The organism is Nitratireductor mangrovi (assembly GCF_007922615.2).
GTDB classification, from domain to species: Bacteria; Pseudomonadota; Alphaproteobacteria; order Rhizobiales; family Rhizobiaceae; genus Mangrovimarina; species Mangrovimarina mangrovi.
This window is the reverse complement of record NZ_CP042301.2, coordinates 1,299,451-1,310,420: the sequence shown is the minus strand read 5'-3', so window position 1 is coordinate 1,310,420 and position 10,970 is coordinate 1,299,451. Positions and strand designations below refer to the sequence as shown.

General features: G+C 67.1%; 10 protein-coding genes. 7 read left to right on the top strand and 3 right to left on the bottom strand.

The genetic code is table 11. The annotated features are described in order from the left end of the window. Positions 1–29: 29 nt before the first annotated feature. A complete protein-coding gene (locus FQ775_RS06375) occupies positions 30–479 on the top strand; it encodes an Lrp/AsnC family transcriptional regulator (RefSeq protein WP_146301207.1) in 450 nt (149 codons plus the stop codon). 27 nt (positions 480–506) lie between these two features. On the opposite strand, the gene FQ775_RS06370 is transcribed toward FQ775_RS06375, so the two are convergent. Then, complete coding sequence (locus tag FQ775_RS06370) at positions 507–917, bottom strand: DUF6481 family protein (protein ID WP_167812788.1); 411 nt, start codon at positions 915–917, stop codon at positions 507–509. 176 nt (positions 918–1,093) lie between these two features. Continuing rightward, complete coding sequence (locus FQ775_RS06365; RefSeq protein ID WP_146301208.1) at positions 1,094–1,315, bottom strand: hypothetical protein; 222 nt, start codon at positions 1,313–1,315, stop codon at positions 1,094–1,096. Between the two features lie 290 nt (positions 1,316–1,605). Here FQ775_RS06365 and topA point away from each other — a divergent pair, with 290 nt between their 5' ends. The 6 genes from topA (at position 1,606) to rpmG (ending at position 9,215) form a co-directional block, all read left to right on the top strand. Then, the gene (gene topA, locus FQ775_RS06360; protein ID WP_146301209.1) at positions 1,606–4,215 is read left to right on the top strand and encodes a type I DNA topoisomerase; all 2,610 of its coding nucleotides are present in this window, start codon (positions 1,606–1,608) and stop codon (positions 4,213–4,215) included. After that, a complete protein-coding gene (gene rnr / locus FQ775_RS06355) occupies positions 4,212–6,497 on the top strand; it encodes a ribonuclease R (RefSeq protein ID WP_146301210.1) in 2,286 nt (761 codons plus the stop codon). The genes topA and rnr overlap by 4 nt, the downstream gene beginning before the upstream one ends. Next, positions 6,497–6,931 carry a DUF983 domain-containing protein gene (locus FQ775_RS06350; protein WP_146301211.1) on the top strand — a complete coding sequence of 145 codons (435 nt, stop codon included), beginning with the start codon at positions 6,497–6,499 and terminating at the stop codon, positions 6,929–6,931. Before rnr ends, FQ775_RS06350 begins: the two co-directional genes overlap by 1 nt. Positions 6,932–6,960: 29 nt before the next feature. Further along, positions 6,961–7,701, top strand: a complete 741-nt coding sequence (locus FQ775_RS06345; protein WP_146302078.1) for an NUDIX hydrolase — start codon at positions 6,961–6,963, stop codon at positions 7,699–7,701. 21 nt (positions 7,702–7,722) lie between these two features. After that, positions 7,723–8,913, top strand: a complete 1,191-nt coding sequence (locus tag FQ775_RS06340) for an MFS transporter (protein ID WP_146301212.1) — start codon at positions 7,723–7,725, stop codon at positions 8,911–8,913. A 134-nt stretch (positions 8,914–9,047) separates the two neighbouring features. Beyond that, complete coding sequence (gene rpmG, locus FQ775_RS06335) at positions 9,048–9,215, top strand: 50S ribosomal protein L33 (protein WP_018428147.1); 168 nt, start codon at positions 9,048–9,050, stop codon at positions 9,213–9,215. Positions 9,216–9,590: 375 nt separating this feature from the next. Here rpmG and FQ775_RS06330 read toward each other — a convergent pair whose 3' ends face one another. Then, positions 9,591–10,964 carry a PleD family two-component system response regulator gene (locus FQ775_RS06330; protein WP_146301213.1) on the bottom strand — a complete coding sequence of 458 codons (1,374 nt, stop codon included), beginning with the start codon at positions 10,962–10,964 and terminating at the stop codon, positions 9,591–9,593. Between the last annotated feature and the right edge of the window lie 6 nt (positions 10,965–10,970).

Here is a 10,970-nt window from a genome sequence, read left to right as displayed (position 1 = left end):
CTTCGAACAAAGAACGCATGATTTGATCCATGGCAGATCAATTAGATCGCATTGACCGCAACATCGTTGCCGCGCTGTCGCGGCAGGGCCGCCTGTCGATGGCCGAACTGGCCGAAAAGGTCGGTCTGTCCAAGACGCCGGTGCAGGCACGGGTCCGGCGGCTGGAGGCGGACGGCTACATCCGCGGCTATGGCGCCATTGTCGATAGGGAGCGCATGGGCGAAGGCCATGTCGCCTTCGTCCAGGTCAAGCTGTCGGACACGCGCTCGGCCGCGCTCGACGCGTTCAACCGCGCCGTCGTTGCCGTGCCCGAGATCGAGCAGTGCCACATGATCGCGGCGAGCTTCGACTATCTTTTGAAGGTGCGCACGAGGGACATCGCCGCCTACCGCCGTGTTCTCGGCGAAAAGCTGTCCGCGCTCCCCCATGTCGCGCAGACGTCGACCTTCGTGGCCATGGAGACGGTCAAGGACCGCTAGTCCGACCAACGCCGGACCGCTGGTCCTTTAGCCGATCTTGCGTACCCGCGCCTTGCGGGCCGCATAGCGGGCGTCACGCGCAGCCTTGCGGGCCGCGTCGTCGGCCAGGCGGTCGGCACGCCGCGCGAGCTCTTCGGCCTGGCGGCGAGCAGCCTCGCGGCGTTCCTCTTCCTCGCGCGCCCGGCGTTCGGATTCGATCGCGGCCTCGCGCTCGGCCTTCAGCCGCGCCTCTTCGGCGAGCTTGGCCTGCCGGCGCGCTTCCTTTTCCTTCTGGCGCTGTTCGCGCGCCTCGGCGATCGCCTTGCGTTCGGCGATTCGCGCCTGCACTTCGGGATCGTTCTCGTCCGGCCGGTTCTTGAACCGCTCAAGCAACGCCAGCTTGGCCGACATTGCATCCTTGCGTCTTTCGACGAAGTCCTGTTCCTTGGTCTTCCTCAATGCTAACCCGTAAATTTCTGCTGGTGATTTGCGGGCGCATACATGATGCGCCCGCTCGGCAGGATCAAGCCCCCCACGAAAATTTTTGACTGGCACAGCGCCTTTGCACGCTTTCGCCTGCGCGGTCGCGCCGTTTGCGGCGACCGATTGCGCGCCTCGCCGGCTCGAAAATGCCGTCAGGCGCCGTAGCGCCGATTGCGCGCGGGATCCTGCAATGCCGAGCCTTGCCTGAGCGGGCGGTCGCCGCGGATGATATCGCCCGCCTCCACATAGGCCATTTCGATCAGGTAGGAGAGCATATCGAGCCGTTCCGCCTCGGCCATGGTACGCAACTGGCCCAGCATCGACTGTATGAAATCGAGTGTCTCGGTGCGGTTGTAGCTGCGATCCTGTGACATTCCCGCTCGTCTGGCCTGATTCGTGGGTGGACGCGCCGGCGATGCGCCGCCTCTTCGCCCCCGGACCTTGCCAGCGGGCCGGTGCAAAAGGCACACCTTTCCTTACCATTGGTTGTATATATATGTCTATACAACCCGTCGTGAGGCGAGCTGCTCGGGCGCGCCTTTGCCGGCCGAGGGCTTGACCGCGCCCCAAACGCCAGCCATTTGACGCAGTGTTTTGGGTCGAAGGCGGCGTGTCGCGCATGGGTTGCGGCGTTCCGGCGCCGCGCAGGATCACCACGGGAATCATGGACGTCGTCATCGTCGAGTCGCCAGCCAAGGCGAAAACCATCAACAAATATCTGGGCCGCGACTATACCGTCCTGGCGTCGTTCGGCCACGTGCGCGATCTGCCGGCCAAGGACGGTTCGGTACGCCCGGACGAGGATTTTTCGATGTCCTGGGAGGTCGACGGCAAGTCGTCGAAGCGCCTCACCGACATCGCCCGCGCCGTCAAGGACGCCGACGGGCTGGTCCTTGCCACCGACCCCGACCGCGAGGGCGAGGCGATCTCCTGGCATGTGCTGGAAGTGCTGCGCCAGAAGAAGGCGCTCAAGGACAAGCCGGTGCGCCGCGTGGTCTTCAACGCCATCACTAAGAAGGCCGTGCTCGACGCCATGGCCCAGCCGCGCGACATCGACGTGCCGCTGGTCGATGCCTATCTCGCCCGTCGGGCGCTCGATTATCTGGTCGGCTTCACCCTGTCGCCGGTGCTGTGGCGCAAGCTGCCGGGCGCCCGTTCGGCCGGCCGCGTGCAGTCGGTGGCGCTGCGGCTGGTCTGCGACCGCGAGGCCGAGATCGAGCGCTTCGTGCGCGAGGATTACTGGCTGGTCGCCGCCACGCTCGGCACGCCGCGCAAGGAAAGCTTCGAGGCACGGCTGACCGCTTTCGAGGGCCGCAAGCTCCAGAAGCTCGACATCAAGAGCCAGGAGGAGGCCGACGCGATCAAGGAGATGCTGGACGGGGCCGAGTTCGGCGCCGCCTCGGTCGAGGCGAAGCCGACAAAGCGCAATCCGGTGCCGCCCTTCACCACCTCGACCCTCCAGCAGGCTGCCTCCTCGCGGCTCGGTTTCTCCGCCTCGCGCACCATGCAGGTGGCGCAGCGGCTCTACGAGGGCGTCGAAATCGGCGGCGAGACCGCCGGCCTCATCACCTATATGCGCACCGACGGCGTTCAGATCGCGCCCGAGGCCATCGACGGCGCCCGCGAGACCATTGCCAGCGCCTTTGGCGCACGCTACCTCCCCGAAAAGCCCCGCTTCTATTCGACCAAGGCCAAGAACGCCCAGGAGGCGCACGAGGCGATCCGCCCGACCGATTTCTCGCGCACGCCCGACAGCGTGCGCCAATATCTGGAGGCCGACCAGGCCAGGCTCTACGACCTGATCTGGAAGCGCGCCATTTCCAGCCAGATGGTTTCGGCCGAAATCGAGCGCACGACGGTCGAGATCGACGCCCGCAATGGCGCCCGCTCGGCGTCGCTGCGCGCGGTCGGCTCGGTCATCAAGTTCGACGGCTTCCTGGCCGCCTATGCCGACCGCAAGGACGAGGACGCCGAGGACGAGGAAAGCCGGCGCCTGCCGGAGATCAATTCCGGGGAGCGGCTGGCACGCGAGGCGATCGACGTCACCCAGCACACCACAGAGCCGCCGCCGCGCTATTCGGAAGCCTCGCTGATCAAGAAGATGGAGGAGCTCGGCATCGGCCGTCCCTCCACCTATGCAGCGACGCTGAAGACGCTCGAGGATCGCGGCTACGTCCAGATCGACAAGCGCAGGCTGGTGCCGGAGGCCAAGGGCCGGCTGGTGACAACCTTCCTGGAAAGCTTCTTCGACCGCTATGTCGAATACGACTTCACCGCCGCGCTGGAGGAAAAGCTCGACCAGATCTCGGACGGCAAGCTTGCCTGGAAGGACGTGCTGCGCGATTTCTGGCGCGAATTCTCCGGCGCCGTCGACGGCATCAAGGAATTGCGCGTTTCGGAAGTGCTGGACGCGCTCAACGAGGAACTGGCGCCGCTGGTCTTTCCGGCGCGCGAGGATGGCGGCGACCCGCGCCTTTGCCCCAAATGCGGCGCCGGCCAGCTGTCGCTCAAGCTCGGCCGCTACGGCGCCTTTATCGGCTGCTCCAACTATCCCGAATGCGGCTACACCCGCCAGCTTGGCGCCGACAACGGCAATGGCGAGGCCGTCGGCGAGACCGGCGACCGCGAGCTCGGCACCGACCCTTATACCGGCGAGGCGATCGTCCTTAAGAGCGGCCGTTTCGGGCCCTATGTCCAGCGCGGCGAGGGCAAGGAGGCCAAGCGCTCCAGCCTGCCCAAGGGCTGGACGCCCGACTCCATCGACCATGAGCGCGCGCTGGCGCTGCTGTCGCTGCCGCGCAATGTCGGCCCGCATCCCGAGACCGGCAAGATGATCTCGGCCGGGCTCGGACGCTACGGCCCGTTCCTTCTGCATGACGGGGCCTACGCCAATCTCGACTCCATCGAGGATGTGTTTTCCGTCGGCATCAACCGCGCGGTGTCGCTGATCGCCGAAAAGCAGGCCAAGGGCGTCCGCGGCCGCGGTGGCAAGCCGGCAGCGCTCAAGGAACTCGGCGATCATCCCGACGGCGGCGCGATCACCGTGCGCGACGGCCGCTACGGTCCCTATGTCAATCACGGCAAGGTCAACGCGACCCTGCCCAAGGGCAAGGACCCGATGGCGGTGACGATGGAAGAGGCGCTGGCTCTGATCGCGGAGAAGGCCGGCAAGTCGGGCGGCGCGAAACGCGGCAAGTCGGCGAAGACCGGCGGAAAGGCCCCAAAAACCGGGAAAAAATCCGCCGATAAAAGCGGACAAGCGGCCGGTTCGTGACGAAGAAGCCGAAGAGGACGGACAGGAACGGCGGCGGCGAACGCCCCACCCGCGACGATGTGCTGCGCTTCATCGCCGACAATCCCGACCGCGCCACCAAACGCGACATCGCCAAGGCGTTTTCGCTCAAGGGCGACGACCGCATCTGGCTGAAGCAGCTTCTGCGCGACTTCGAGGGTGAGGGCCTGCTCGCCCGCCAGGGCAAGCGGCTGCGCCGGCCCGGCGCGCTGCCGCCGGTCGCCGTCCTCGACGTCTTCGGCCGCGATGCCGACGGCGGCCTGCTCGCCCGGCCTTCGGAGACCGACGAGGAGGCCGAGCCGGTGGTGATCGCGCTCGGCCAGGCGCGCGGCGGCAAGGCGGCCACTGCCGGCGTCGGCGACCGGGTGCTGGCGCGCATCTTCGCCCGCGATGCTGCCGACGGTCCCGCCTACACGGCGCGCGTCATGAAGGTGTTCGACAAGCGCCGCGACGCCATCCTCGGCGTCATCGCCAGGCGTCAGGACGGCAGCTTCGTCGCCGAGCCGGTCGAGCGGCGCCAGCCGGAAGTGACCATCCCGACGGAAGCACTCAATGGCGCCGAAACCGGCGACCTTGTCGAACTGGAGACGCGGCGCCCGAACCGCTACGGAGCGCCGCATGGCAAGGTGCTCAACGTCATCGGCTCGCTGACCAGCGAGAAGGCGGTCTCGATGATCGCCATCCACGCCCATGACATCCCGCACATCTTCCCGCCCGAGGTGCTGGGCGAGGCCGAGGCCGCCAGGCCGGCCACCCTATCGGGCCGCGAGGACTGGCGCGAGCTGCCGCTCGTCACCATCGACCCGGCCGATGCCAAGGACCACGACGATGCCGTCCACGGCCAGCCGGACGAGGACCCCGCCAATCCCGGCGGCATCATCGTCACCGTCGCCATCGCCGACGTCGCGGCCTATGTCCGACCGGGCTCGGCGCTCGATCGCGAGGCGCTGAAGCGCGGCAATTCGGTCTATTTCCCTGACCGCGTGGTGCCGATGCTGCCGGAACGCATCTCCAACGACCTTTGCTCGCTGCGCGAGGCGGAGGACCGCCCTGCCCTTGCCGTGCGCATGGTGTTCGCCGCCGACGGCCGCAAAGTCCGGCATTCCTTCCACCGGATCATGATGCGCTCCGCCGCAAGGCTCTCCTACCCGCAGGCGCAGGCCGCGATCGACGGCGCGCCGGACGACAAGACCGGGCCGCTGCTGGACGAGGTCCTGAAGCCGCTCTGGGCCGCGTATGAGGTGCTTGGGCGCGGTCGCGACAGCCGCAAGCCGCTGGAACTGGACCTGCCCGAGCGCAAGATCCTGCTCGACGCCGAGGGCAAGGTCGACCGCGTGGTGGTGCCCGAACGGCTCGCCGCTCACCGGCTGATCGAGGAATTCATGATCCAGGCCAATGTCGCGGCCGCCGAGACGCTGGAAGGCAAACGCCAGGCGCTGGTCTACCGCATCCACGACGCGCCGTCGCTTGCCAAGCAGGAATCGCTGCGCGAGTTCCTCAAGACGATCGGCATGTCGCTGGCGCGCGGCGCGCAACTGCGCCCGGCGCAGTTCAACACCATCCTCGGCAAGGTGAAGGGCGAGGACCACGAGGTGCTGGTCAACGAGGTTGTGCTGCGCTCGCAGAGCCAGGCCGAATATTCGCCCGACAATATCGGCCATTTCGGCCTCAACCTCAGGCGCTACGCGCATTTCACCTCGCCGATCCGTCGCTATGCCGACCTGATCGTCCACCGGGCGCTGATCGGCGCGCTGGGGCTCGGCAAGGACGGGCTGACGCCGGCCGAGGAAGAGCGTCTGGACGACACCGCCGCGCTGATCTCGGCCGCCGAGCGCCGGGCGATGGCGGCCGAGCGCGACACCGTCGACCGGCTGATCGCCGGGCATCTCGCCACCCGCCGCGGCGAGAGCTTCGACGGGCGCATATCGGGCGTCACCAAGGCGGGACTTTTTGTCCAATTGCCGGCTTACGGCGCCGATGGCTTCATACCGGTGTCATCTCTGGGTGACGATTACTACGTTTACGACGAATCGGCCCATTCGCTCGTCGGCAACAAGAGTTCGAAAGGCTTCAGGCTGGGCGACCGGGTCGAGGTCCGGCTGGTCGAGGTCGCGCCGCTGGCGGGCGCCCTGCGCTTCGAGATGCTGAGCGAGCCCAGGCCGCTGGCGGCGCCGACACGCTCTTTCCACAAGGCAAAGAGGATGTCACGGTCGCGGACGGGCGCATCGCGGCAGCGCGCGACGGGCCGCGCAAGGAGACGATGATGACGGTCGAGAGTTTTGGCGGCGACGCCGCATCCACGAGGCCGGTCCGCCCGGTCTGGCAGGCGATGAAGCGCGGCTTTTTCGGGCGCTGCCCGCATTGCGGAGAGGGGCGGCTGTTTGCCGGCTTCGTAAAGACGGCCGAACATTGCGAAGCCTGCGGGGAAGAATTTCACCATCACCGCGCCGACGATTTGCCGGCCTATCTCGTCGTGGTCATCGTCGGCCACATCGTGGTCGGCGCCTTCATGGGCGTCGAAGCCACGACCTCGCTGTCCACCTGGCAGCATCTCGCCATCTGGGTGCCGATCACCATCCTGTCGTCGCTGGCGCTGCTGCGCCCGGTCAAGGGCTCCGTGGTCGGTCTGCAATGGGCGCTCTTCATGCACGGCTTCGGCGGGCAGAGCGACGCGCCGGAGACCCATCCCGAACTATGAGCGGCGCGAAAAAGGGCGGAGGAAACGTGATGGACGGCATGAGCCGCGCCGAGGTCGACCGCGTCGAATCGAAGGATTTCGCGCTTGGCGGCAAGCCGATGCGGCCGCGCGACGCGGCAACGCTGATCCTGCTCGACCGCGACCGCGGCCAAACCCGCGTCCTGCTCGGGCGGCGCCACCGCGCCCATGCCTTCATGCCCGGCAAGTTCGTTTTTCCGGGCGGGCGCACCGACCCGGCCGACAGCCGCATCGTCACCGCCGCGCCGCTGCACCCCGACGAGGAGCGCCGGATCGCGGGCGACGGCGCCCGTGCCACGCCGGCGCGTGCCCGCGCCATCGCGCTGTCGGCAATCCGCGAGGCCTATGAGGAAGCCGGGCTGATGATCGGCCGCCGCGAGGCGTTTGCGACCCGCAATCCCGGCTGGGAGGCATTTGCCGAGCACGGCATCCAGCCGACGCTCGACCGGTTGCGTTTTGTCGCCCGCGCCATCACCCCGCCCGGCCGCGTGCGCCGCTTCGACACGCGCTTCCTGTCGGCATGGCGCAGCGACGTGGCGCTGGAACTGCCCGACGGCGGACCGACCAACGAACTCGAAGAACTCGTCTGGCTGCCGCTCCCGGAAGCGCTCGAAGCCGAAATCCCGGCGATCACGCGCACCGTGCTTGGCGAGTTGCAGGCGCGGCTGAAGGACGACCCGGAGCTTTCGCCGGGCGGCGAAGCGCCCTTCTACCGCATGCTCCACAACCGCTTCGTGCGCGTTCTGGTCTGATCATCCGGCACGGACAGGGCGATGGCGGGGATCTCGACCAGCGAAGCGGGATCGACCGAGGAACCGGTCCGCTGGCTGGCGCTCGGCGCGGCCATTGCCTCGATCAGCGCCGTCGGCATCGCCATCGGCCTCGGCATCCCGCTGCTGAGCGTGATCCTCGAGGCGCGCGGCTTCTCGGCCACGATGATCGGGCTCAACACGGCGGTCGCCGGCGCCGCTTCAATCGCCATGGCGCCGCTGGCCATTCCGCTCGCCGTCCGGCTCGGGGTGGTGCGCACCATGCTGTTCGCGATCGTCGCCGGCGCCGTCTCCTTCGTCAGCTTCTATTTCGCCAGCTCGTTCTGGATGTGGTTCCCGCTGCGCATCGTGCTCCACGCCGCGATCACGACGCTGTTCATCCTGTCCGAATTCTGGATCAGCGCGTCGGCGCCGCCGAGCAAGCGCGGCCTGGCGCTCGGCATCTACGCCACCGTTCTTTCGCTCGGCTTCGCCTTCGGGCCGTGGCTGTTCTCGCGCCTCGGCAGCGACGGCATCCTGCCATTCGCGGTCGGCTTCGCGATCACGCTCGCCTCCGCGATCCCCGTGCTGGCGGCCTGGAAGGAAAGCCCGGCGATCGCCGGGCCGACGCGCCGGGGCAGCTTCGCCGGCTACATCTTCCTGGTGCCGACGGCGACGGCGGCAGTGCTGGTCTTCGGCGCGGTTGAGACGGGCGGCTTCGCGCTGTTTCCGGTCTACGGCAACCGCATCGGCTACAGCGAGGCCGACGCAGCGCTGCTTCTCACCATGATCGGGCTCGGCAACGTGCTCCTGCAGATTCCGATCGGCATGATCAGCGACCGCGTCGGCGACCGCCGCACCCTGCTCGCGCTCTGCGCCTTGATCGGTCTTGCCGGCATGATCGTGCTGCCGGCGATCGTCACCGACTGGTATCTGGCCGCCGGGGTGCTCTTCGTCTGGGGCGGCGTCGTCGCCGGCCTCTACACGATCGGGCTTGCCCATCTCGGCTCGCGGCTGACCGGGCACGACCTTGCCTCGGCCAACGCCGCCTTCGTCTTCTGCTACGGTCTCGGCATGCTGGTCGGCCCGCAGGCGATCGGTATCGGCATGGACCTGCTTGGCGCTGACGGCTTTGCCTGGACGCTGGCGGTTTTCTTCGCCGCCTATCTCGTCCTTGTCGCCAGCCGCGTCGTCGTGCGCGGTCCGGCTCCGTAGCCCCGAAGCCTTGACATTCGGGGGCGCTCGTATATGTGTCCGGCAACTCTGCGCGCCCTGTCAGAAGCTACCAGCGTCCCGAGGACCGGTTCGAAGGCGGCGGACTCTCGAAAAAACCATTACGGACGAATGACATGGCCAAAGCCGCGAACATCAAGATCAAGCTGCTCTCGACCGCCGACACCGGCTTCTTCTACGTCACCAGCAAGAACAGCCGCACCAAGACGGAAAAGATGTCGTTCCGCAAGTACGACCCGGTGGCCAAGAAGCACGTCGAGTTCAAGGAAACCAAGATCAAGTAGGCCCGCCTGCCGGGAACGGAACACGCGCCGCCTCCGGGCGGCGTTTTTTGTTGCGCCCGCGCGGCCTGCTCACATCGGATTGTCGGGAAGAAAGGGGGCCGGCCGGCATTCTGACAGCGGTACGAGGAGGCCACTGAGAGTCAGCGCCGACCGGCCAACCCCACGGAACCCAGGAGATGCGGCGGACCTGAGCATCATGGGGTATTGCTGGGGTTCCAACGCAACAATGATGTTGCATCGCACTCCCCATTTCTCGGGATTTCTCGCGCAATGCAGCGCAGAAATCAATAGTTTATTAAGGATGTGCGGCGACTCGCTTACGTTAACGTAAACAAGGCGGTGGGTCCGCCCTTTCGCCGGCTATGTTGCGGGCGCTCACGCGGCTCTGGCAACGACCCGGTTGCGGCCGCCATCCTTGGCCTCGTAGAGCGCCATGTCGGCCCGCTTCATCAGCTTATCCGCGCTGTCGCCAGCCCCGCCGAGCGCGGCCAGTCCGATGCTGACGGTCAGCTTTACCGGCACCTGGTCGGCGCCGATCGCGAAGGCGGCCTCCTCGATGCCTTCACGCACCCGCTCGGCGATCAGCGCGGCCGTCTCGCCGTCGGTGTCGGGCATCACGACGACGAATTCCTCGCCGCCGAAGCGGCAGGCCAGGTCGATGCCACGCACGTTCTTGCGCAGCCGGTCGGCGAAGTCGCGCAGCACATCGTCGCCGCCATCATGGCCATAGGTATCGTTGACGGCCTTGAAGCGGTCGAGGTCGGTGATCATCACCGAAAGCGGCCGCCCGCGCGACTGGGCGCGCTTGACCAGCGTGTCGAGATGGCTGTCGAGGTAACGCCGGTTGTGCAGGCCGGTCAGCCCGTCAGTGACCGCCATCTCGATGGTCTGGGTGACGCTCGCCCTGAGCTGGTCGTTGTAGCGCTTGCGGCGGATCTGGGTCCTGAGCCGGGCAATCAGTTCCTGCCGGTCCAGCGGGCGGATGAGGTAGTCGTTGACGCCAAGCTCGAGGGCGCGGGTGATGCGCTCGTCCTCTCCCTTCTCCGCGATCAGGACGATCGGCAGGAAGCGCGTGCGATCCAGCGAGCGAAGCTGCGAGCAGAGCCGCAAGGGATCGAAGTCGCGCAGGCCGGTCGAAACGATCGCGCAGTCATAGCCGCCTTCGGCGATGCGGAAGAAGGCGGCCTGTGGATCGGTCTCCACAACGGGTACGCAAAACCCGTCCATGCTCTCCAGCACGATTTTCGAACTGGCTTCGTTGTCATCGACCAGAACGACGGCGGGGCTGTCCTCGCTGGTCACGATGCGGCCGGCAAGCAGCGTCTCGATGCCGATGTTACGGGTGGTCGCGGCGCGCAGTCGCAGTTCGTCCGACAGCATCTTGAGCCGCACAAGGCTCTTGACCCGGGTGAGCAGCTGAAGATCGTTCACCGGCTTGGTGAGGAAGTCATCGGCGCCGGCCTCGAGCCCGCGAATGCGGTCGGTGACCTGGTCGAGCGCAGTGACCATCACCACCGGAATATGCGCGGTCTGCGGGTTCTCCTTCAGCCGCCGGCAGACCTCGAAGCCGTCCATCTCCGGCATCATGATGTCGAGCAGCACCACGTCGACGCGGCCGTTTTCGCAGACCTCCACCGCCTCGGCGCCGGCGGTCGCGGTGACCACCTCGAAATATTCGGCTTCCAGCCGCGCCTGCAGCAGCTTCAGGCTGGCCGGAATGTCGTCGACGACGAGGATGCGTGCGGTCATGTGCCG

Coding starts and splice junctions, on each gene's coding strand:
- topA (WP_146301209.1), top strand. CDS start 1,606: ATGGACGTCGTCATCGTCGAGTCGCCAGCCAAGGCGAAAACCATCAAC.
- rpmG (WP_018428147.1), top strand. CDS start 9,048: ATGGCCAAAGCCGCGAACATCAAGATCAAGCTGCTCTCGACCGCCGAC.
- FQ775_RS06345 (WP_146302078.1), top strand. CDS start 6,961: ATGGACGGCATGAGCCGCGCCGAGGTCGACCGCGTCGAATCGAAGGAT.
- FQ775_RS06340 (WP_146301212.1), top strand. CDS start 7,723: ATGGCGGGGATCTCGACCAGCGAAGCGGGATCGACCGAGGAACCGGTC.
- FQ775_RS06375 (WP_146301207.1), top strand. CDS start 30: ATGGCAGATCAATTAGATCGCATTGACCGCAACATCGTTGCCGCGCTG.
- FQ775_RS06330 (WP_146301213.1), bottom strand. CDS start 10,964: ATGACCGCACGCATCCTCGTCGTCGACGACATTCCGGCCAGCCTGAAG.
- FQ775_RS06350 (WP_146301211.1), top strand. CDS start 6,497: ATGACGGTCGAGAGTTTTGGCGGCGACGCCGCATCCACGAGGCCGGTC.
- FQ775_RS06365 (WP_146301208.1), bottom strand. CDS start 1,315: ATGTCACAGGATCGCAGCTACAACCGCACCGAGACACTCGATTTCATA.